Annotated in this window: 20 protein-coding genes and 1 pseudogene; 15 read left to right on the forward strand and 6 right to left on the reverse strand. The window is 46.5% G+C overall.

Going from position 1 to position 22,492, the window contains the following annotated elements:
* The first annotated feature begins 4 nt into the window (after nt 1–4).
* From QMZ64_RS02750 to QMZ64_RS02760, 3 genes are all read left to right on the forward strand, one after another.
* Nucleotides 5–691, forward strand: coding sequence for a metal-dependent hydrolase (locus QMZ64_RS02750; RefSeq protein ID WP_243942680.1), 687 nt, complete (start codon nt 5–7; stop codon nt 689–691).
* A gap of 116 nt (nt 692–807) precedes the next feature.
* A complete protein-coding gene (locus tag QMZ64_RS02755; RefSeq protein WP_243942682.1) occupies nt 808–1,365 on the forward strand; it encodes a PadR family transcriptional regulator in 558 nt (185 codons plus the stop codon).
* A 92-nt stretch (nt 1,366–1,457) separates the two neighbouring features.
* A complete protein-coding gene (locus QMZ64_RS02760) occupies nt 1,458–2,780 on the forward strand; it encodes a CBS domain-containing protein (protein ID WP_025807568.1) in 1,323 nt (440 codons plus the stop codon).
* Nucleotides 2,781–2,808: 28 nt separating this feature from the next.
* Here the strand turns inward: QMZ64_RS02760 and QMZ64_RS02765 are convergent, their stop codons facing one another.
* On the reverse strand, nt 2,809–3,111 hold the full coding sequence (locus QMZ64_RS02765; protein WP_075751956.1) for a YtpI family protein: 303 nt from the start codon (nt 3,109–3,111) through the stop codon (nt 2,809–2,811).
* 146 nt (nt 3,112–3,257) lie between these two features.
* Between QMZ64_RS02765 and QMZ64_RS02770 the strand changes: the two genes are divergently transcribed.
* On the forward strand, nt 3,258–4,202 hold the full coding sequence (locus tag QMZ64_RS02770; RefSeq protein ID WP_165427773.1) for a DHH family phosphoesterase: 945 nt from the start codon (nt 3,258–3,260) through the stop codon (nt 4,200–4,202).
* Between the two features lie 113 nt (nt 4,203–4,315).
* On the opposite strand, the gene QMZ64_RS02775 is transcribed toward QMZ64_RS02770, so the two are convergent.
* The 3 genes from QMZ64_RS02775 to ytrH all read right to left on the reverse strand — a co-directional run bounded on the left by QMZ64_RS02775 (nt 4,316) and on the right by ytrH (nt 5,449).
* Nucleotides 4,316–4,495: a YtzJ family protein gene (locus QMZ64_RS02775; protein WP_043928670.1), complete on the reverse strand. Its 180-nt coding sequence runs from the start codon at nt 4,493–4,495 to the stop codon at nt 4,316–4,318.
* Nucleotides 4,496–4,607: 112 nt separating this feature from the next.
* A complete protein-coding gene (gene ytrI, locus QMZ64_RS02780) occupies nt 4,608–5,111 on the reverse strand; it encodes a sporulation membrane protein YtrI (RefSeq protein WP_265625956.1) in 504 nt (167 codons plus the stop codon).
* Nucleotides 5,108–5,449, reverse strand: a complete 342-nt coding sequence (gene ytrH, locus QMZ64_RS02785) for a sporulation membrane protein YtrH (protein ID WP_065643635.1) — start codon at nt 5,447–5,449, stop codon at nt 5,108–5,110. Before ytrH ends, ytrI begins: the two co-directional genes overlap by 4 nt.
* 139 nt (nt 5,450–5,588) lie before the next feature.
* Here ytrH and dnaE point away from each other — a divergent pair, with 139 nt between their 5' ends.
* From dnaE to QMZ64_RS02820, 7 genes are all read left to right on the forward strand, one after another.
* On the forward strand, nt 5,589–8,933 hold the full coding sequence (gene dnaE / locus QMZ64_RS02790) for a DNA polymerase III subunit alpha (RefSeq protein ID WP_265625957.1): 3,345 nt from the start codon (nt 5,589–5,591) through the stop codon (nt 8,931–8,933).
* Between the two features lie 142 nt (nt 8,934–9,075).
* Nucleotides 9,076–10,311, forward strand: coding sequence for an NADP-dependent malic enzyme (ystJ, locus tag QMZ64_RS02795; protein ID WP_065643636.1), 1,236 nt, complete (start codon nt 9,076–9,078; stop codon nt 10,309–10,311).
* A 362-nt stretch (nt 10,312–10,673) separates the two neighbouring features.
* The gene (gene accD, locus QMZ64_RS02800; RefSeq protein WP_301441124.1) at nt 10,674–11,549 is read left to right on the forward strand and encodes an acetyl-CoA carboxylase, carboxyltransferase subunit beta; all 876 of its coding nucleotides are present in this window, start codon (nt 10,674–10,676) and stop codon (nt 11,547–11,549) included.
* On the forward strand, nt 11,534–12,511 hold the full coding sequence (gene accA, locus QMZ64_RS02805) for an acetyl-CoA carboxylase carboxyl transferase subunit alpha (protein ID WP_145651931.1): 978 nt from the start codon (nt 11,534–11,536) through the stop codon (nt 12,509–12,511). Before accD ends, accA begins: the two co-directional genes overlap by 16 nt.
* Before the next feature lie 242 nt (nt 12,512–12,753).
* Nucleotides 12,754–13,713: a 6-phosphofructokinase gene (pfkA, locus tag QMZ64_RS02810; RefSeq protein WP_020452561.1), complete on the forward strand. Its 960-nt coding sequence runs from the start codon at nt 12,754–12,756 to the stop codon at nt 13,711–13,713.
* Nucleotides 13,714–13,737: 24 nt separating this feature from the next.
* Nucleotides 13,738–15,495, forward strand: coding sequence for a pyruvate kinase (gene pyk / locus QMZ64_RS02815; protein WP_265625959.1), 1,758 nt, complete (start codon nt 13,738–13,740; stop codon nt 15,493–15,495).
* A gap of 313 nt (nt 15,496–15,808) precedes the next feature.
* A complete protein-coding gene (locus QMZ64_RS02820; RefSeq protein ID WP_020452559.1) occupies nt 15,809–16,195 on the forward strand; it encodes an FxsA family protein in 387 nt (128 codons plus the stop codon).
* 41 nt (nt 16,196–16,236) lie between these two features.
* Here QMZ64_RS02820 and ytvI read toward each other — a convergent pair whose 3' ends face one another.
* A complete protein-coding gene (ytvI, locus tag QMZ64_RS02825) occupies nt 16,237–17,352 on the reverse strand; it encodes a sporulation integral membrane protein YtvI (protein ID WP_265625960.1) in 1,116 nt (371 codons plus the stop codon).
* Nucleotides 17,353–17,453: 101 nt separating this feature from the next.
* Between ytvI and QMZ64_RS02830 the strand changes: the two genes are divergently transcribed.
* Together QMZ64_RS02830 and QMZ64_RS02835 are read left to right on the forward strand one after the other, a co-directional pair.
* Nucleotides 17,454–17,918 (forward strand): DUF441 domain-containing protein, encoded by a 465-nt coding sequence (locus QMZ64_RS02830; protein WP_020452557.1) that lies wholly within the window; start codon nt 17,454–17,456, stop codon nt 17,916–17,918.
* A gap of 260 nt (nt 17,919–18,178) precedes the next feature.
* Nucleotides 18,179–18,305: pseudogene (locus QMZ64_RS02835) on the forward strand (transporter); the annotation flags it as partial.
* Nucleotides 18,306–18,565: 260 nt separating this feature from the next.
* Here the strand turns inward: QMZ64_RS02835 and bglS are convergent.
* Nucleotides 18,566–19,297: a beta-glucanase gene (gene bglS / locus QMZ64_RS02840; protein ID WP_265625961.1), complete on the reverse strand. Its 732-nt coding sequence runs from the start codon at nt 19,295–19,297 to the stop codon at nt 18,566–18,568.
* 626 nt (nt 19,298–19,923) lie between these two features.
* Between bglS and citZ the strand changes: the two genes are divergently transcribed.
* The gene (gene citZ, locus QMZ64_RS02845) at nt 19,924–21,042 is read left to right on the forward strand and encodes a citrate synthase (RefSeq protein WP_020452555.1); all 1,119 of its coding nucleotides are present in this window, start codon (nt 19,924–19,926) and stop codon (nt 21,040–21,042) included.
* Between the two features lie 166 nt (nt 21,043–21,208).
* Nucleotides 21,209–22,480 carry an NADP-dependent isocitrate dehydrogenase gene (icd, locus tag QMZ64_RS02850; RefSeq protein ID WP_144499094.1) on the forward strand — a complete coding sequence of 424 codons (1,272 nt, stop codon included), beginning with the start codon at nt 21,209–21,211 and terminating at the stop codon, nt 22,478–22,480.
* Nucleotides 22,481–22,492: the final 12 nt, after the last annotated feature.

The raw sequence follows: 22,492 nt of genomic DNA on the forward strand, positions 1-22,492 counted from the left end.
TATGATGAAAGTGACATATCATGGTCATTCAGTGGTAACAGTTGATACGGGAAATCATCAGTTGATCTTCGATCCGTTTATTACAGGAAATTCTTTAACCGATTTAAAGCCGGAAGAGGTCAAAGCGGATGTCATCTTGCTGACCCACGGTCATAACGATCATGTCGGCGATACCGTCGAAATCGCCAAGCGAAACCATTCGCTCGTTGTAGCTCCGAATGAACTCGCGGTCTATCTGGGATGGAAAGGCCTGAATGTCCATCCGATGCATATCGGCGGCTCCCATCAGTTCGATTTTGGCCAAGTCAAGCTGACGCAGGCTTTTCACGGATCGGCTTATACGGAAGAAGACAGCCAAAAGATCGTCTATACCGGCATGCCGGCGGGGATCCTCTTGACTGTGGAAGGAAGGACGATTTTTCATGCAGGAGACACCGGGCTTTTCTCAGATATGAAGCTGATCGGTGAATTAAATCATATCGACCTCGCTTTCCTGCCGATCGGCGATAATTTTACGATGGGCCCGGAGGACGCCAAACTGGCCGCAGAATGGCTCAGGGCGAAACAGGTTGTCCCTGTTCACTACTCGACGTTCCCCGTCATCGAACAGGACCCGCATGCGTTTGCGGACAGCCTTCCCGGTGGCGTCGGAAAAGTTCTTGAGGTCGGCGAGTCAATCGAATTTAAATAAACTTGTTTTAGAGGACCCGAATCCGGGTCCTTTTTTCGGTTGAACCGGTTATGTGTCTATCAAAACATGTTAATGATGATATAATATAGGAATCGGATTGATCTTGGAGGGTGATTATGAGGGTATTGAAATATGCGATTTTGGGGCTCCTTGATCACGGGAGTTTGAGCGGCTACGATATGACAAGCCGCTTTAAAGCCGAATTGGGCCAATTTTGGAGCGCCAAGCACAGCCAGATTTATCCCGAGCTGAAAAAGCTGACGGATGAAGGATTTATCGAATATGAAACGGTGATCCAAGGCTCAAAGTTAGAAAAGAAAATGTATTCCATCACTGAAGCCGGGAAGCGTGAACTTCACGGGTGGCTTACGGAATTCAAGCCGGTCCCGGATACGGTAAAAGATGAATTTATGCTGAAAGCTTATTTTATCTCTTCGATGGAACGTGATGAAGCGAAAAGGCTTTTTGCCGATCAGCTTCAAAAGCGGGAGGAGAAAGCCGCTTTTTTAAAAAATAAGCTCGAAGAATTGAAGCGAGAAGCGGGTGAATCGCTAACTTTCCGCTCGCCTCATTTCGGCCATTATCTTGTATTGACCCGGGCGCTGGAGCGGGAAAACGGCTATTGCTCATGGCTTGAAAAAGCGCTTCTTCTGATGGAGAATGATCGCTCTTAGACGGGCATGATGTTGCGAAGGCGGATTGCGGTTCAATTGCACAACGATTTATAATAAATATATCTAGCAGTCAGAGGATGAAGGTGAAACGATTGGCGACAAAACACGAACAGATTTTAAAATATATTGATTCTTTGTCCGTCGGCGAAAAAATTTCCGTCAGGCGGATTGCCAAGGAAATGAAAGTCAGTGAAGGAACTGCTTACAGAGCGATAAAAGAAGCCGAGAATAAAGGGTTTGTCAGCACGATCGAAAGGGTCGGAACGATCAGGATCGAGCAAAAGAAAAAAGAGAATATCGAAAAACTGACATACGCTGAAGTGGTCAATGTCATTGACGGCCATGTTCTTGGCGGAAAAGCAGGGCTTCATAAAACGCTCAACAAATTCGTCATCGGAGCGATGAAGCTTGATGCGATGATGAGGTATACCGGAGCGGGCAACCTGCTGATTGTCGGCAACCGAATCGATGCGCACCGCCAGGCATTGGAAGCGGGTGCTGCCGTGCTGGTGACCGGCGGTTTTGATACGGAGCCGGAGATTATTGAGCTTGCCGACAGGCTCGAGCTCCCGGTCATTTCTACAAGCTATGACACGTTTACCGTAGCCGCGATGATCAACAGGGCGATTTATGACCAGCTCATCAAAAAAGAAGTCGTGCTTGTTGAGGATATTTTAACTCCTTTGGAAAAAACCGTCTGCTTATCCCCTCATGAAAAGCTTGAAAGATGGTATGAGAAAAACTTTGAAACGGGGCACGGACGTTTTCCCATCGTGGACGAGCAGATGAAAATCCACGGCATTTTAACTTCAAAAGATGTAGCCGGATATGACCGCTCTGTATTGATTGAAAAAGTCATGACGAAAAACCCGATTACAGTGATCGGCAAAACGTCAGTCGCTTCAGCGGCGCAGATGATGGTCTGGGAAGGAATCGAAGTGCTTCCCGTCGTTGACGAGCGGCAAAAGCTGATCGGCATGATCAGCAGGCAGGACGTATTAAAGGCGCTTCAAATGATTCAGAAGCAGCCCCAGGTCGGCGAAAAACTCGATGACATTGTGACCGGCGGTTTCAAAGAATCGGACAATGACAAAAACAAGCCGGCTCCGGTCTATCAATACGAAGTTACGCCGCAAATGACAAACCACTTAGGGACGATTTCCTACGGCGTGTTTACGACGATTTTGACCGAAGCTGCAAACCGTTTTTTGCGGTCGCGCAAAAAAGGCGAACTCGTGATAGAGAGCATGACGATTTATTTTTTAAAGCCTGTGCAAATGGAGTCTGTCATTGAAATAAAACCGAACATTCTCGAAGCCGGGAGAAAGTTCGGAAAAATGGATATAGAAGTTTTTCACCAGGGTGCTCTCGTCGGCAAAGCGATGATGATGGTTCAGCTGATGGAAAGAAGCTAAGGGACGCGGCCAGTGTCCCTCTTTTCGCTTATGCGTTTTCCCGTTCATTTTCTTTCGCAAGCAAAGGGACATAGTGCTTATAGGCTCTGTAGCCGGCCCACATGCTTCCGAGCCCGGTCAGCATAAAAATAACGCCGATGACGACAGCCAGCGTGCCGCGGTTTAAAAGCAGCTGATTGGCGCCGAAGAACATGATAAACAGGCCCAGACTCATGCTTGACTTGGCCGAATAGTATTCCCGTTCAATCGCTTTTTTGGTGCGCACATACCTTACTTTGAAATACACATAAGCTATCGCTGAAACCACAATGAAAAAAACAAAAAACGGCATAATCGACATCCTCCATTGTAAGTTTTACAAACCCATTGTATACATAATCGGGTTCGCTTTCTACAATAAAAAGTCATAACTTTCACTTTCCACCAACAACAGATTATGATTTAATGGTTAAAAACAAAGTAAAGAAGGGGCGCGTCATGAAAAAAGAAATCATCAGAACCATATCATTATATGACACGATCATTATACATAGACATGTGAGACCGGATCCTGATGCCTACGGATCCCAATGCGGCCTTGCGGAAATCCTGAGGGCAACCTATCCTGAAAAAAATATTTTCGCGGTCGGAACGCCCGAGCCTTCCCTCGCTTTTTTGTACACCCCAGATGTGATTGAAGACCCGGTGTATGAAAATGCACTTGTCATCGTCTGTGACACGGCCAATCAAGCGAGAATTTCCGATTCGCGCTACAACCTGGGCGACAAGCTGATCAAAATCGACCATCATCCGAATGAAGACCAATACGGCGACCTTTTATGGGTGGATACGAATGCGAGCTCGACGAGTGAGATGATTTACGAACTGTATTTAGCGGGTAAAGAACAGGCGGGATGGACGCTTCCGACAAAGGGTGCCGAACTGATCTATGCCGGCATTGTGGGGGATACAGGGCGCTTCTTATTTCCGAACACGACAAAAAAGACATTGAAATATGCCGGAGAGCTGATTGAGTATCCTTTTAATTCTCAGGCGCTATTTAATCAATTGTATGAGACGAAATTAAATGTTGTGAGGCTGAACGGTTACATTTATCAGAATGTTTCTCTGTCCGAAAACGGCGTTGCGTCGGTTTTCATCACCCGTGACATTTTGCATCAATACAATATTACGCCGTCTGAAGCTTCACAGCTTGTCAGCACGCTCGGCAATATTTCAGGGATCAAAGCATGGGTGTTTTTTGTGGAGGAAGCTGACCAGATCAGGGTAAGGCTTCGTTCAAAGGGGCCGATTGTCAATGAAGTCGCTAAAAAATACAACGGCGGAGGCCATCCGCTCGCAGCCGGCGCTTCCATCTATGACTGGAAAGACACCGATCTTGTCATCGCTGACTTGGAGCGCATATGCAAAGAAAACAAATAAGAGGGGAAGTCCCTCTTTTTTTGTGCAGTTCAACTGCAAGCGTTTGCATTATATGTTGCGAAAAAGTAAGCAGCAAAGTGTAAGCAGATCATTTTACGCACGACAGCTGCTGCTTATTCAGGTATAAACCATGATCCGATATCTGTTACATCCTCATAAACATGGATGTTTTGTGCTTTTAACTCTCGTTTGATAAGGGACGCGAGACTTTCGGTTTCCGCATAAGCCGAGTAGCCCAGCTTGATCCGGTTGACTTTATCTCTTGCCAGCTGATGGTAACTGTAAATGTACATTCTGCTTTCCTCCCTTTTTAAAAAAACTTACATATCGCTTACTGTCAGTTTAAATTAAAATATGGAAAAAAGCGACGAATGCATGTAAATCGTAAAAAAAAATCCATAATTTTTATTCGGAAAAAGAGATTTTGATTTCAACGGAAAGCCGCGTATAAATCGTCAGTTCGGTGACTTTCGCTTTGTACGTTTTACCGTTTATCGTATACTCTTTATTTTCAATCGTCCGCTTTAAAAGCTCCTTCGTCCGGTAGACGCTTTCGATATCCTTTGTGATGACATCCGAAATGTTATCCCGGATATGCTCTTCAAAGTTCATCATGTCGGGCTGTGACAGCTTGTATTGCTTGCCGTTGATCAGCTTGACGTCGACGCTTTGAATCAGCAGTTTTCTTTTATTGTCTTCATTCAGCTTATGAAGGTCCTCCCGGTAAATGGTGATCTGGTCATTTAAATCATTGATGCGCTCTTTCTGTTCCCTTATCAAGACGACCTGCTTCTCCTGAAAGGTGCCGTATGTAAACAGGAACACGACCCAGCTGATGATGGCTCCGCACATCATTCCCGCAAAAAAACGCTGCCAACCCGGTTTTTTATAATAAGGAGGGATTCTCATGAGGAAATATGCTCCTGTGTGAGCCAATTGATGATCAGATAACCGGTCTGTGCTCCTCCCATCGCTGAAAGAATCAGGAGAAGCTGCTTGACGATGTCTCTCGTATTGCCTTCGATAATGCCCCTTTCAAAGCTGTAAACCGCGTCAAACGTGCCGCCGATTGCGGCAACCAGCGCCCAGATTTTCAGACGGTTTGCGAGGCTTGTAATAATCGTTAAAGGCGGCTGCCCCGACAGATAGGCGCCGATCCCTCCGATTATGCAACCGCCGAGAAGCACGCCAAGCGCAATAAAATAACAGCTGATAAAGTTTGGAAAAAAGGGCTGTTCAGGATCCATTCCGATCACCTCACCTTATCACACTATATGGATAAAGAAAGACAAGTATGATTGTTGATCAAAGAAAGAACATTTGTTTCTCATTCGATCCCATCATATAATGAAAAGAGACGGCTCGAAAAAGGAAGGGGTGACAGAAATGCCTTTTGTTCACCTGCAAGTACACAGCGGTTACAGCTTATTAAACAGCGCCGCTTCCGTGGAGGACCTCACGGCCAAAGCCGAAGAGCTGGGCTACAGCGCGATGGCGCTGACGGATGACGAGGTCATGTACGGGGCGGTGGAATTTTATAAATCATGCAAAAAACGCGGCATCAAGCCGATTATCGGGCTTACGGCCTCAGTTTTAACGGATGAAAAAGAACAGCTTTCATATCCGCTCGTTCTTTTGGCGAAAACAAACAAAGGCTACCAAAACCTGCTGAAAATCAGCAGCGTGTTGCAGTCGAAATCAAAAACCGGCATCAAAGAAAAATGGCTCAAAAGTTATCATGAAGGGCTCATTGCGCTGACAACGGGCGGGACAAGCCATGTTGAAGCGCTGTTGAAAGAAGGGCTGATCGAAGAGGCGAAGAACGCCGCCCTCCGCTGTCTTTCGATCTTCGGTGAAGGCAGCTTTTATTTGTCGTATCAGCCTTACAAGGGCGACCCGCTTCTTTCTGAACGCATTCTGGAGCTCAGCGAACATACGGGAATTCCGATTGCCGCAACCGGCGATGTACGCTACATCGAAAAAGAGGATGCGGCAGCTTATACGTGTTTAACAGCGATTAAAGCGGGCGAGAAGCTGAACGAAGACTTGAAGGCCGAAGGAGATTTGCATCTTGAACTAAAGCCGCCCGCTGAAATGCTTGACATTTACAGGGATCGTCCGGACGCGTTGGAGAATACAGTCAAAATCGCGGATCTGTGCCAGGTGGACCTGAGCCTTGGCCAGACGCGACTGCCGAAATATCCGGCGCCTTCCGGCAAGAATGCTGACGCTTATTTGGCCGAGCTTTGCTTTCTCGGGTTGGAAAAACGGTTCGATGCCGCTCCGGGGGAGTATGTCGAACGGCTTGAGTATGAGCTGAAAGTGATTCGCGACATGGCGTTCAGCGACTATTTTTTGATCGTCTGGGATTTCATGAAGTTCGCCCATGATAACGGCATTATCACAGGGCCGGGGCGCGGGTCGGCGGCCGGCTCTCTCGTCGCTTATACGCTGTTTATCACAGATGTCGATCCGATCAAGCACAAATTGCTGTTTGAACGGTTTTTAAATCCGGAGCGCATCAGCATGCCCGATATCGATATCGATTTTCCCGATACGAGAAGGGATGAAGTCATCCAATACGTGAAAAATAAATACGGGGCGCTGCACGTAGCGCAAATTATCACGTTTGGCACATTGGCCGCAAAAGCGGCGCTGCGGGACGTCGGCAGGGTGATGGGCATCAGTCCGAAAGAAGCCGACCAGCTGGCGAAACTGATTCCGTCCAAACCTGGAGTGACGCTGAAAGAAGCGAGAGCTCTTTCTGCTGAACTGGACAAGCGCCTGAACGGGTCAAAGAAGCTTCAGGACATATTTAAAACGGCTCAGAAAATCGAAGGGCTGCCGCGGCATACGTCCATTCATGCGGCGGGCGTCGTGTTGAGCGAGGAGCCGCTGACGAATATCATACCGATACAGGAAGGACATGACGGCGTATATTTAACGCAATATTCGATGGGCTATCTCGAAGACTTGGGACTATTGAAAATGGATTTTCTCGGCTTGCGCAATTTAACGCTCATTGAATCGATCAAAACGCTGATCGAAAAAAGCGAGCGGGTCACCATCGATTTTTCGGTGATTTCCTATGAAGATGAACAGACGTTTAAGCTGTTGTCTGAAGGAGATACGACAGGTATTTTTCAGCTCGAATCAGCCGGCATGAGAAACGTTTTAAAAAGGCTCAATCCATCGAGCCTTGAAGACATTGTCGCCGTCAATGCCTTGTATCGCCCGGGCCCGATGGAAAACATCCCGCTGTATATCGAACGAAAGCACGGACGGGTTGCTGTGTCTTATCCGCACGAGGATTTGGCCGATATTTTGAAAGATACGTACGGCGTGATCGTATATCAGGAACAGATCATGATGATCGCATCGCGGATGGCGGGTTTCAGGCTTGGAGAAGCCGATCTTTTGCGAAGGGCGGTCGGCAAAAAAAACAAGGAAATTCTCGATACAGAGAGAAATCATTTTATTAGTGGATGCTTGAAAAAAGGGTATTCCGTACAAGCGGCTAATGAAGTATACGATCTGATCGTAAAATTCGCCAATTACGGTTTTAACCGGAGTCATGCGGTTGCATACAGCATGATCGGCTACCAGCTCGCTTATTTAAAAGCGCATTACCCCCTTTACTTTATGTGCGGCCTCTTGACGAGTGCGATCGGAAATGAGGAAAAGCTTGCTCAGTACATCTATGAAGCGAAAGGGAAAGGGCTGAATGTTTTAGGTCCTTCCATCAATAAGAGCGGCTATCCGTTCGTCGTGGAAAACGGGGCGCTGCGCTACAGTTTAAGGGCTGTTAAAGGCGTCGGGATTTCGGCTGTGAAAGAGATCTACAGGGCGAGAAAAGAAAAGCCGTTCGCAGATTTGTTTGACTTTTGTGTCAGGACTTCTGTGAAAAGCGTGAACCGGAAAACGATTGAAGCTTTAATTTTTGCCGGAGCAATGGATGAATTCGGTGAAAACCGGGCTACTTTGCTCGCTTCTGTCGATGTCGCGCTGGAGCATGCCGAATTGTTTGCAGGAGACAATGATCAGCTCGGCTTCTTTCTCGATGAAGGCTTGACGATTAAACCGAAGTACGCTGAGACGGAAGAAATGCCGCTCGTCGACCTGCTGGCACACGAGAAGGACACGCTCGGCATTTACTTTTCTGACCATCCGCTGAGCGTTCACCGCAAGAAGCTGGACCGTGCAGGTGCGCTGCCGATTATTCAGCTGCTCGCCTCCAGCGGTAAAAAGGCGGCTTTGGGCGGACTTTTGACGAAGATGAAGACGATCCGTACAAAAACGGGACAGACGATGGCTTTTCTGGAGCTGAGCGATGAAAGCGGGGAAATGGAGGCGGTTGTTTTTCCTGAACAGTTCAGGCAGCTTTCCCCGATCCTGGAAGAAGGCGTATCGCTTTTTGCGGAAGGACGTCTTGAGACAAGGAATGAAAAGCGCCAGCTGATCATCGCCGGGGCATCGCTCGTCGAATCGCTTCATGCGAAAAAGCAGCCGTCCGTCTATATTAAAGTGGAGGAAAGCCAGCACACCCATGATATCTTCAAGAAGATCAGCAGCATCCTGCTTGAACACAAAGGGGAAACGCCGGTCTGCGTCTATTATGAAAAACGGAAGCAAACGATGCAGCTGCCGGAAAGCTACAATATCAAGGCTGACCACGCTGCCCTCTACAGGCTCAAAAGCGTTGTAGGTGAGAAAAATGTCGTGTTCAGATAGCAGGTATTTTGAGCATTTTTGATCAAAAAAGCGGTCAATTGTGTTATCATTTTTAAGATTCTAGGGTTCGTCTTACAAGAATCTTAAGCAGAAAACGAAGCAAAGTTTTTGGCAAAATTCCCTTGAAGGAGTGTTTGTTAACATGTCATTGAAAGAAAAAGCGCTGCATATGCACAAAGTAAACCAAGGCAAATTGGAATCAAAATCAAAAGTGCAGGTTCGCAATGCGGACGATTTAAGCCTTGCATATTCTCCAGGTGTGGCTGAACCCTGCAAAGCGATTTACGATGATAACAGCAAAGTATACGATTATACAATGAAGGGAAACATGGTAGCAGTCGTCTCGGACGGAACGGCTGTGCTCGGCCTCGGCAATATCGGCCCTGAAGCCGCCCTTCCGGTTATGGAAGGAAAAGCGGTTCTTTTCAAAAGCTTTGCCGGTGTAGACGCTTTCCCAATCTGTTTAAATACATCTGATGTCGACAAAATTGTTGAGACGGTGAAGCTGCTTGAGCCGACATTCGGCGGCGTCAACCTTGAAGACATTGCAGCACCGAACTGCTTTGTCATTGAAGAGCGCCTCAAAAAAGAAACGAAAATCCCGGTGTTTCATGATGACCAGCACGGTACTGCAATCGTAACGGTAGCCGGTCTCGTCAATGCGCTTAAGCTGTCCGGCAAATCGATGTCTTCCGTCAAAGTCGTGGCAAACGGCGCCGGGGCAGCGGGAATTGCCATCATTAAGCTTCTTTATCATTTCGGCGTGCGCGATATCATCATGTGCGACACGAAAGGCGCGATTTACGAAGGCCGTCCGAACGGAATGAACGCTGTTAAAGAAGAAGTCGCAAAATATACGAACAAAAACCGCATAGACGGCTCACTCAAAGATGTGATCAAGGACGCCGATGTCTTTATCGGAGTTTCCGTCGAAGGCGCTTTGACAAAAGAAATGGTTGAAAGCATGGCTGACAAACCGATCATCTTCGCCATGGCGAATCCAAATCCTGAAATCATGCCTGCTGAAGCGCATGAAGCCGGAGCAAGCGTCGTTGGTACGGGACGCTCTGACTTCCCTAACCAAGTGAACAACGTTCTCGCATTCCCCGGCATCTTCCGCGGGGCGCTCGACGTCCGCGCGACACATATTAACGAAGAGATGAAAATCGCCGCGGTTGAGGCGATCGCATCACTCGTTTCCGACGAAGAGCTGAGTCCCGAATATGTCATTCCGGCTCCGTTCGATCCAAGGGTCGCACCGGCCGTTGCCAAAGCGGTAGCGAAAGCCGCGATGGAAACAGGCGTTGCACGAATCGATGTCGATCCTGAAGAAGTCGCTGAAAAGACAAGAAAGCTTGCAGTAATTGAAGGAAAATAAAACTCAATTTTTGTGATCAGCGCGTGATTGCTCTGGCCTAAAGAGCCGTCACGCGCTGTTTCTCGAATATGATGTACAGTTTTTCCTCTTATTGGGGACACTTTTAAGGGAATATGCGGGTTGTAAAAAATTTTTTCAAATCGCTTTTCCGGACTTTTGTATCCGCTCTCAAGGCTGATATATCAATTTGTCAGTCTCTAACCGCATAAAGTGCGATTCGGCTTTTTGCCGGTCAAAAATGTCGAATTGAGGATGACACCGTTTGACAAAAAAAGTACAATAGTTTCGGTATAGTGATGTTCTAGTCTATAAACAGGACAGGCATACATGAAGAAAACCCTTCAGAAAAGGGAGGTAATCTTTTGTTAAAAGATATATTCAGCAAAAAGAAAAAAAAATACGCTTCCGTTCCCGCGGAATCAGCAAAGCAAGATGTACCGGAAGGGATCATGACAAAATGCCCGGATTGCAAAAAAATCATGCTCACAAAAGAGCTGGATAAAAACTTAAGGGTCTGCATGAACTGCGGTTACCATCTTCAAATGAACGCGAAGCAGCGTATAAAAAGCCTGCTGGACGATGGCCCCTTTGAAGAATTCAATCAGGATATGATGTCTGAAAACCCGCTGGAATTCCCAGGATACCTTGAGAAACTGCAAAAAGACCGGGAAAAAACGTCGCTGAATGAAGCGGTCGTCACCGGAAAAGGGACGATTGACGGATCTCCGGCAGTCGTTGCCGTGATGGATTCATCTTTCAGAATGGGAAGCATGGGGTCTGTCGTGGGCGAAAAAATTACGCTGGCGATCGAAAAGGCAAGAGAAGACAAAGTGCCGTTCATTATTTTTACCGCATCAGGCGGTGCGAGAATGCAGGAAGGTCTTCTCAGCTTGATGCAAATGGCTAAAACAAGCTCCGCATTAAAGCTGTTCAGTGAAGAGCAGGGCTTGATCATTTCGGTGATGACACATCCGACAACAGGCGGTGTATCCGCAAGCTTCGCATCCCTCGGCGATTACAACCTTGCCGAGCCGGGCGCGCTGATCGGCTTTGCCGGAAGAAGAATTATCGAACAAACCATCCGTGAAGAACTGCCTGAGGATTTTCAGACTGCAGAATTTCTGTTAAAGCACGGACAGCTTGATTCCGTCGTTCACAGAGCAGACATGAAAAAAACGCTCGGCAGCATTTTGAAAATGCACCAAACTGGAGGTGATCTCGAGTGGCTGGAGAATTAGAATTTGAAAAACCGGTGGTCGAACTGCGTGAAAAGATCGCCGAATTGAAAAGGTTCACACAGGATTCCGATATGGATTTAAGCTCGGAAATTACAAAGCTTGAAGCTCGTCTTGAAAGGCTTGAAGAAGACATTTATACAAATCTGAAAGCCTGGGACAGAGTCCAGATTGCAAGGCATCCGAACCGTCCGACTACGCTCGATTATATCGAACATCTCTTTACCGATTTTTTTGAATGCCACGGAGATCGTTATTTCGGTGATGATGAAGCGATTGTCGGCGGAATTGCCAAGTTCCGGGGCCTTCCTGTGACAGTGATCGGCCAACAGCGCGGCAAGGATACAAAAGAAAACATCCGCCGCAACTTCGGAATGCCGCACCCGGAAGGCTACCGCAAAGCGCTCAGGCTGATGAAGCAGGCCGATAAATTTAACAGGCCGATCATCTGCTTTATTGATACAAAAGGAGCATACCCTGGAAAAGCAGCTGAAGAGCGGGGGCAAAGCGAAGCCATTGCCAAGAACCTTTTTGAAATGGCGGGACTCTCTGTGCCGGTCATCTCGATCGTCATCGGGGAAGGCGGCAGCGGGGGAGCGCTTGCGCTCGGCGTCGCAAACCGCTTATTGATGCTGGAAAACTCAACTTATTCGGTGATCTCTCCCGAGGGAGCGGCTGCTATCCTCTGGAAGGATTCAGGACTCGCGAAAAAAGCGGCAGAAACAATGAAAATCACCGCTCCGGACCTTAAAGAATTGGATATTATAGATCATGTTATAAAAGAAGTAAGAGGCGGAGCACACCGCGATGTAGAGCAGCAGGCCGCCTACATCGATGAAGCGCTGAAAAGCGAGCTTAAATCCTTGCTGAAACTGGATAAGAACGAGCTGATTCAACAAAGATATAACAAGTATAAATCAATTGGAAAAATTTCGACTGAAAACCAATATGTTGGGATAAAATAAATAAACGTGAGGCCTTTGGCTCACGTTTATTTTTTATGGATAAAGGTGAAAAGTGAAAGGATTGTGTCTTTCACCCGCGATTTTTCAAAGAGTTTGCTTAAAATTTATTTAAAAACTTTTTGTTTAATTGTATAATGAGTAAGGTTTTATAGGGATTTTCGGAAAATTTTCATCCCTTTTTCATTGTTTTAGCGACAATGAACGTGTTAAGGTAAATTATATATGTTTTCGAGGTGAAAAAGATGAAACGTATCGGAGTATTGACGAGCGGCGGAGATTCCCCGGGAATGAACGCGGCGGTCCGCGCGGTTGTCAGGAAAGCGATCTACCATGACGTAGAAGTATACGGAATTTACAACGGGTATTCAGGTTTAATCAGCGGAAAAATAGAAAAGCTTGAAATCGGTTCTGTCGGAGATATTATTCACCGCGGAGGAACGAAGCTATATACAGCAAGGTGTCCTGAGTTTAAAACGGTAGAAGGACGGGAAAAAGGAATAGCGAATTTAAAAAAATATGGTATAGAAGGATTAGTCGTCATTGGCGGAGACGGTTCTTATATGGGAGCGAAAAAGCTGACAGAACACGGCTTTCCTTGTGTCGGAGTGCCGGGAACAATCGACAATGACATCCCTGGAACAGATTTGACGATCGGATTTGATACGGCGTTAAATACCGTTATCGATGCCATCGATAAAATCAGGGATACAGCTACTTCCCATGAACGTACATACGTGATTGAAGTAATGGGCCGCCATGCCGGGGATATTGCTTTATGGTCAGGTTTGGCAGGAGGCGCGGAATCCATTTTGATTCCTGAAGCTGACTACGATATGGAAGAAATTATTGCAAGGCTGAAAAGAGGGCATGAGCGCGGCAAAAAACACAGCATCATCATTGTGGCGGAAGGCGTCGGAAGCGGCGTTGAATTCGGCAAAAGAATTGAAGAAGCCACAAATCTCGAAACTAGAGTATCGGTGCTTGGACATATCCAGCGCGGCGGTTCTCCGACTGCAGCAGACCGTGTATTGGCAAGCCGTCTAGGGGCATTTGCGGTTGAACTGCTTCTTGAAGGAAAAGGCGGACGCTGTGTCGGAATTCAAAATAACCAGCTTGTGCATCATGATATCATTGAAATACTCGATCATAAACATACAATTGATCAAAGCATGTACCGCTTGTCTCAAGAACTGTCAATCTAGTGTAAAACCCGAGGAGGAAGCAATATGAGAAAGACTAAAATAGTTTGTACAATTGGACCGGCCAGCGAAACTGTTGAAAAGCTCACCCAGCTGATGGAAGCCGGAATGAACGTGGCGCGCTTGAACTTTTCCCATGGAGATTTCGAAGAGCACGGCGCAAGAATTAAAAACATTCGCGAAGCAGCCGGCAAGCTGGGAAAAGATATCGGTATCCTTCTTGATACGAAAGGTCCGGAAATCCGCACGAACACAATGGAAGGCGGTTCAATCGAACTGGAAGCGGGTTCTCAGCTGATCGTTTCAATGGAAGAAGTCATCGGTACACCTGAAAAAATCTCAGTTACATATGATGGGTTGATTCACGATGTATCAATTGGTTCAACAATTTTGCTTGACGATGGACTGATCGGACTTGAAGTCACAGATGTCAACAAGGACAAGCGTGAAATCGTCACGAAAGTAATGAACAGCGGAACGCTGAAAAACAAAAAAGGCGTGAATGTGCCGGGCGTCAGCGTCAATCTTCCGGGAATTACGGAAAAAGACGCTAACGACATTGTGTTCGGTATCGAGCAGGGTGTTGATTTTATCGCGGCATCTTTTGTGCGCCGTCCGTCGGATGTCCTTGAAATCCGCGAACTTCTTGAAGAGCACAATGCGGCAGATATTCAAATCATTCCAAAAATCGAAAACCAGGAAGGCGTTGACAACATCGATGCCATTCTTGAAGTATCAGACGGTCTGATGGTTGCACGCGGAGACCTCGGTGTTGAAATCCCTGCCGAAGAAGTGCCGCTCGTTCAAAAAGAACTGATCAAAAAATGCAATGCGCTTGGCAAGCCTGTTATCACGGCTACCCAAATGCTCGACAGCATGCAGCGCAATCCGCGTCCGACACGCGCGGAAGCGAGCGACGTTGCCAATGCGATCTTTGACGGAACTGACGCGATTATGCTTTCAGGTGAAACTGCTGCGGGAAATTACCCTGTTGAAGCCGTTCAGACGATGCACAATATCGCTTCCCGTTCAGAAGAAGCGCTCAACCATAAAAAGATCCTTTCTGCACGAAGCAAGCAGGTCAGCATGTCAATTACAGATGCGATCGGCCAGTCTGTGGCGCATACGGCAATCAACCTTGACGTGAATGCCATCGTCACACCGACAGAAAGCGGTCATACGGCGAGAATGATTTCCAAATATCGCCCGCAGGCGCCGATTGTCGCAGTTACGGTAAACGATGCGGTTTCAAGAAAGCTGTCTCTTGTCTTCGGTGTTTTCGCAACAAGCGGACAAAACCACAGCTCCACTGACGAAATGCTTGAAAAAGCAGTGCAAAAATCTCTCGACACAGGCATCGTACGCCACGGCGACTTGATCGTTATCACGGCCGGAGCTGTCGGTGAAGCCGGCACAACAAACTTGATGAAAGTGTATGTTGTCGGAGACGTGGTCGCAAAAGGCCAGGGAATCGGACGCAAATCCGCGTTTGGTGAAGTGGTCATCGCTCAAAATGCACAAGAAGCGGATAAAAAAATGAAAGAAGGCGCCGTTTTGGTTACAAAAAGCACCGATCGTGACATGATGGCGTCCCTTGAAAAAGCGGCTGCGCTGATTACGGAAGAAGGCGGTTTAACCAGCCACGCTGCAGTTGTAGGCTTGAGCCTCGGCATCCCTGTCATCGTCGGAATGGAAAATGCGACATCCATTCTCAAAGAAGGAGAAGACATCACGGTCGACTCTGCCCGCGGAGCTGTTTACAAAGGACGTGCAAGCGTACTTTAATCGCTTATTGAAGAAGAAGGGAAGCTTTTCCCTTCTTTTAGATTGATGACAAAATCCTAAAACGTTTTTCAGTTTTAGGATTTTGTCATCCTTCAATTCAGCGTGATTGAAAACCCTTGCAGTGTAGGAAGGCCGAGCATCGGAGCGGAGCGAATGTTGGAATTCGTGAGCACCGACGCGCAGGCCTGACAACGAATGCGAGGGTTTGACAACACGCTGGAAGAAGGGAAGCTTTTCCCTTCTTTTTTTGCAGGCGGCACAAGCAAAACAGGGCGGCCGTTCGCTTCCATATTAGAATTATGAGGTGAAGACAATGAAGTTTTTCTTATTATTTCTCGTCATTTTTCCAGCGAGTGAAATCGGTCTGTTCCTCTTGTCCGCTAATTGGATCGGTGTCTTGCCGACCGTTTTGCTGATCATCTTGACGGGATTTCTCGGGGCCGCTCTCGCCAAAAAACAAGGAATCGAAGTTTACTACAAAGTTCAGCGCGATCTTCAGTACGGAAAAATGCCTGGGGATGCGATTTTGGACGGGCTTTGTATTTTCATAGGCGGCATGCTGCTTTTGCTGCCCGGCTTTTTATCGGATATCATCGGTTTACTGCTGCTGCTGCCGGCAACGCGCAGCCGTTTCAAACCGTTCATATCCCGCAAGCTGAAGAGGATGTCTGAAGGCAGGCGGATCAACATCATCAAATAACCCGATAAGCGGCGGCCCGCATGGAAAAAGCAGGCTGCCGCTTATTTTTCATTTCCTGTAATAAACTGCCATATGTCTTTAAAAATACCTGTTGTAAAGAGAGCCTGAATGAGAACGAGAAGGGCGGGGCCCATGATCAATCCGAGAAAACCAAACAATTTGAAACCGGCAAACAGCGCGATCAATGTTCCCAAAGGATGAAGTCCGATTGACCGGCTCAAAATCTTCGGTTCTGCCAGCTGCCTGAAGACGAGCACGACGATGTACAGGATTCCGAGGCCGATCGCAAGCGGCAGCTGCTTGGACGCTGCTAAATAGACGATCCACGGCACAAATACAGACCCCGTTCCCAAATACGGCAGCAGGTCGACCAGCCCGATGAGAAAAGCGATGGCCACAGCATGATTAACCTTCAACACGGAAAGCCCGATCAACACGAGCACCATCGTCATCGCCACAAGGGTAAGCTGGGCCTTCACAAATCCTGCCAGCGCTTTTTTCAATTCCACATAAACAGCCGCTGCACCCGAGATCAGCCGATCAGGAAGAACAGACCTCGCCTTGTTTTGGATTTTATGCAAATCTTTGCTGATAAAAAAAGTGGCCAGGAGCGAAAAGATCAGTACGGCCGCCATATTCGGCAGAAAGGCTAAAAAGAGGGGCACCGTCTCAAGAATTTTTGAAAGAAACAAAGCGGTGCCTGAAGCGAGTTCATTGCCCAAATTTTGGACCTGTGTAATGATCGATTCCTGCTGGGCGGCTTCGAGCCCGTCAAAAAAAGCGGCCAGCTGATTATACAGCGGCATGATTTGATTCGTAAAAAACGATTCGATATAAAGAGCGGCTTTATTAAACTGGACGGGGAGTATTTTAGCCAAATGAGCCGTTCCAGAGACAATCTCGGCAACGACCAGTGTCAAAAAGCCGGCTCCGGCGATCAAAAAGCCGCATAGCACGATGCCGACATTAACGCCTCTCGGGAGCCCGGTCCGCTTATCGAGCCATTCTACAAAAGGGTTGATCATGATGGCGAGAATAAGCGCAATCACAAAAGGATAGGTTAACGGAAAAGAGTAGTAGCCGACCGCTCCGCAAGCAGCGGTCAAAAACAGCACATACACTGCCCGAAGCGCAGCTGTGAGATAGGATTGATTCAATTCTGCATCCTCCTGATATTAGAAAGCATGTCCTTATTTCATTTTATTCTTGAGTCCTGTTATTATGAGAAAGGTCATAAAAAAATGGAGTTGAATACAGCATGTTTACTCAAGCTAATTTATTTTTGATCCTGCTTTTGGCCATCGCATTAATTGCGAAAAATCAGTCGTTGATCATCGCGGTATCCGTCCTGCTTTTGATCAAGCTGACCGGTCTCGATCAAAAGCTGTTTCCGGCCATCCAATCCAAAGGGATTAACTGGGGAGTTACCGTTATTACAATAGCGGTCCTTGTTCCGATTGCGACTGGAGAGATCGGCTTTAAACAGCTTGGCGAAGCGATGAAATCATATTACGCATGGATCGCACTCGGGGCGGGCATTCTCGTAGCATTGATCGCCAAAAACGGGATCACATTGCTCGCGGAAGACCCGCATATCACCACCGCTCTTGTATTTGGAACGATTTTAGCGGTCGCTTTATTCAAAGGCGTTGCCGTCGGCCCGCTCATCGGTGCCGGGATCGCCTATCTTGTCATGCAGGCCGTCCAGCATTTTACATCTTAGAGATGCGGGCAAGCTCCCCCTGTTTCAGGGGGTTTTTTAGTTTGAAAAAACGTTCGCAACTAAAAATAAATAACGCAGTTAAAACTACTAAAAATCTGTAAATAGGAGTCAGCTGGTGCAAAAAAATAAAGCCCTCTATAAAAAGAGGGCACAATTTGTCAAAAATTTGTGTGGAGAAATATGACCGTTTATTTCGAATTTGTAGTTTTTTATTTGTGGAGTCTTCAGCAGGTAAGCTTGGATAAAAAGAAAAAATGACCTATCGTCTCTTTCGGGCTGAAACGCTTGCATCAGTGATCGCATCCTTTATGATGACGGCTGTCGAACTGCGAGTGCTGTTCAGTGCCGGAGAATCTTAAACAAGAGACGCCGGATATGATTGCGGCGTGAACGGCAGCAAGTGATTTTAGTGAACGAAAGAGAAAAATTGATAGAAAACAGAAAGAAATTGATTTTAAAATTGAAGGATATGAAGATGTCATTTTCAAAAGAAAGAGAACTAAAGAATCGCATATAAGCAACCCCAGAAAGAGGGCTGACATCATCTCGATAAGATTCGTATAAAAGACTATTCATGCCAGCAACTTCACATTACAATCATAAGAGCCTGGTTATGTTGAGGCAGCAGGCTCTTATCTTTTTTGAGATTATTTTTTTGTATAACGCACCCAGTCGTAATGAGCGTATAGAGGTGTTACACCATTGTAGGGATCGAGCCAGTCATCGACACCAATACCATTCCACAAGTTCATCATGATCTTTCCTGGCGTAGTCGGAATTTGGCTCGTCGCGGTATGTTTTAATTGCCCATCGACATACCATTTAATCGAGTTTGGCTGCCAATCGAACGCATACGTGTGATAGGCATTGGCTGCATCGAATCCGAGATTCACAAGCTTCTCATGGTTCCCTACACCATTTGTATAATAGTTAAATTGAACCTTTGTTGTGTCTTTTCCTAAAAATTCGATATCAATCTCATCCCAAGGCGTTCCATCCGTTGGACCTGTGTAGGTGAAGAACGATGAAACGATCCCTGCGTTTTTAGCTGGTTTCATTCTGACTTCATAAAGTCCATATCCATATGTTTGAACAGAGCGATTTTCCCCGCAGTCAAATTTGTTATAAGATGGACTTGTTAGCGCCAAACCCATTTCACCTAATGACGTCATTGATACGTTATTTGCACGCCAAGTGCAGTTGAACACATTTCCATTCGAATAACCATCTGCTTTTTGCCAAAAGCCGGAGTTATAGCCGTTAAAAGGGTCAAAAAACGATCCGCCTGTTTGAGCCGAGGCAGTAGAAGTGACTGCAAACAAACTCATAAACAATCCAGTGACAAGAAGCAACAGCACTCGTTTCATGCGATAAGGCATGCGGCATTCCCCTTTCTTTAAAAGCGTTTTCTTTACTGATCATACCTGATTCTTTAAAAAGGGAACATCAGTCAAAATATTGATAATAACTTTTCATTCATAAAAACTCCCCTCTGTCATTTTAAAACGGATGAAGGGGATTTTTTGTGAAGTAACGAGTAAAAGATTTTATCTCTTTTTCTTTTGTTTATAAATTTATTATAGGTGAAAATCATAAACCGATTAGTATGAAAGAACTGGGGGAATGCGTTTGTCCACTTTTAATAAAAATCCCTCCCCGAAACCTTCCCCAAATAGATACAGAAGAATACATGATTCTACAAAGCTGTCGGTTGATAATAAATAACTACGAACCCTTGATTTATAAGGCTTTGAAAGCATTTTTGATCAAAAACCTACAAATTTATCAGATTATTGTTTATAATATAAATATGCTTAATCTTTATTAAGCATTTCGGAGTATCGAACGGTATATAGAAACGCACGATTGTTTTATTTGAAAAACGATTTAATGTAAGCATTTTCTTTTTGGGCTGAAGAAGATGTATACATCATGCGTTGTTTTTGCTCCTAGGTTTTGGTTTAATTTTAAAAGGGGAAATTTTTTAAAAAAGGGAGAGATGAGTATGACAGCAACACGCGGCCTTGAAGGGGTAGTCGCCACTACATCATCAGTAAGTTCAATTATTGATGATACTCTTACATATGTAGGGTATAACATCGATGATTTGACAGAAAAAGCCAGCTTTGAAGAAGTTGTTTATCTGCTTTGGCATTTAAAGCTGCCGAACAAAGAGGAGCTCGCCGAGCTTAAAAAACAGCTTTCTGAAAATGCCGGTATCCCCAAAGAAGTGATTGACCATTTCAAATCTTACTCGAATGGAAAAGTCCACCCGATGGCAGCTCTTCGGACAGCCGTTTCTTTACTCGGACTGTTTGACGAAGAAGCAGATCAAATGGATGCGGAAGCAAACTACAGAAAAGCAGTGCGTCTCCAAGCGAAGATGCCTGCGCTTGTCGCTGCTTTTTCAAGAATCCGCAAAGGGCTCGAGCCGATTGAGCCGAATCCGGAACTCGGTTTTGCCGCCAACTTTCTCTACATGCTGAATGGAAAAGAACCTTCACCTGTTGAAGTGGAAGCGTTTGACAAAGCTTTGATTCTGCATGCGGATCATGAGCTGAACGCATCTACGTTCACAGCCAGAGTATGCGTCGCGACGCTTTCAGACGTCTACTCAGGAATCACGGCCGCAATCGGGGCCTTGAAAGGTCCGCTTCACGGCGGAGCAAACGAAGCAGTTATGAAAATGCTTTCAGAGATTGGCGAGGTTGAAAACGTAGATTCATATATTCACGCCAAGCTTGAAAAGAAAGAAAAGATCATGGGGTTCGGCCACCGCGTATACCGCCAGGGCGATCCCCGCGCAAAACATTTGAAGGAAATGAGCAGACGTTTGACGAATTTAACGGGTGAAAGCAAATGGTATGAGATTTCAGAGCGGACTGAGGAAATCGTCACGTCTCAGAAAAAGCTGCCGCCAAACGTAGACTTTTATTCTGCGTCGGTTTATCATAGCTTAGGAATCGACCATGATCTGTTCACGCCGATTTTTGCGATCAGCAGGGTATCAGGCTGGCTCGCTCACATTCTTGAACAGTATGAAAATAACCGACTGATTCGTCCGCGGGCTGATTACACCGGTCCTGACATGCAGACGTTCATTCCGATTGAAGACAGAAGCTGACCGTTTGAAAGGGGCTGTTCGAGCTTCGTTCGGCCGGCCTCTTAACGGCTTTTCTAAGGAAACAACGATTTAATGAATCTATGAAAAAACATGTTTGTCCCCCGCCAAACGGGGGAAACAAATGTTTTTCTATATTGAAGAATTACATATTATGGGAGGTTTTATTGTGGCACAAGGCGAAAAAATTACAGTCTCCGGCGGAGTATTAAACGTTCCAAACAACCCGGTCATCCCGTTTATTGAAGGGGACGGAACAGGTCCTGATATTTGGAGAGCGGCTTCCAGGGTTCTTGAAGCGGCTGTGGAGAAAGCGTATAACGGCGAAAAAGAAATCACTTGGAAAGAAGTCTACGCCGGGGAAAAAGCGTACAACAAAACAGGCGAATGGCTTCCTGAAGAAACGCTTGATACGATCCGCGAATACCTGATCGCGATTAAAGGTCCTTTAACAACTCCTGTAGGCGGCGGAATCCGCTCATTAAACGTAGCGCTCAGACAAGAGCTTGACCTGTTTACATGCCTGCGTCCTGTCCGCTATTTCACAGGCGTTCCTTCACCGGTTAAGCGCCCTGAAGATACGGATATGGTCATCTTCCGCGAAAATACTGAAGATATCTATGCCGGCATCGAATACGCGAAAGGCTCTGAAGAAGTTCAAAAGCTGATTTCATTCCTGAAAAACGAGCTTGGCGTTAACAAAATCCGTTTCCCTGAAACATCAGGCATCGGTATCAAGCCGGTTTCTGAAGAAGGAACGTCAAGGCTTGTCAGAGCTGCGATCGAGTATGCAATCGAGCACGGCCGCAAGTCTGTAACGCTCGTCCATAAAGGAAACATCATGAAATTCACGGAAGGCGCCTTTAAAAACTGGGGCTATGAAGTGGCTGAAAAAGAATTCGGCGATAAAGTATTCACATGGGCCGAATACGACCGCATCGCTGAAAAAGACGGCAAAGACGCTGCAAACAAAGCGCAAAGCGAAGCTGAAGCGGCCGGCAAAGTCATCATCAAAGACAGCATCGCTGACATCTTCCTTCAGCAGATCCTGACCCGCCCTGCCGAGTTTGATGTTGTGGCGACAATGAACCTGAACGGGGACTACATTTCAGATGCGCTTGCTGCCCAAGTCGGCGGAATCGGCATCGCTCCTGGAGCAAACATCAACTATGAGACAGGACACGCCATCTTTGAAGCGACACATGGTACAGCTCCAAAATATGCCGGCCTTGACAAAGTAAACCCGTCTTCAGTCATCCTATCCGGTGTGCTGCTTCTTGAGCATTTGGGCTGGAATGAAGCTGCCGACCTTGTGATTAAATCAATGGAGAAAACAATCGCATCCAAAGTCGTCACATACGATTTCGCTCGTTTGATGGACGGCGCGACTGAAGTCAAATGCTCTGAATTCGGTGATGAGCTTATCAAAAATATGTCTTAAACGGCTGCTGTT

Source organism: Bacillus sp. LB7, assembly GCF_030449715.1.
GTDB lineage: Bacteria > Bacillota > Bacilli > Bacillales > Bacillaceae > Bacillus > Bacillus paralicheniformis.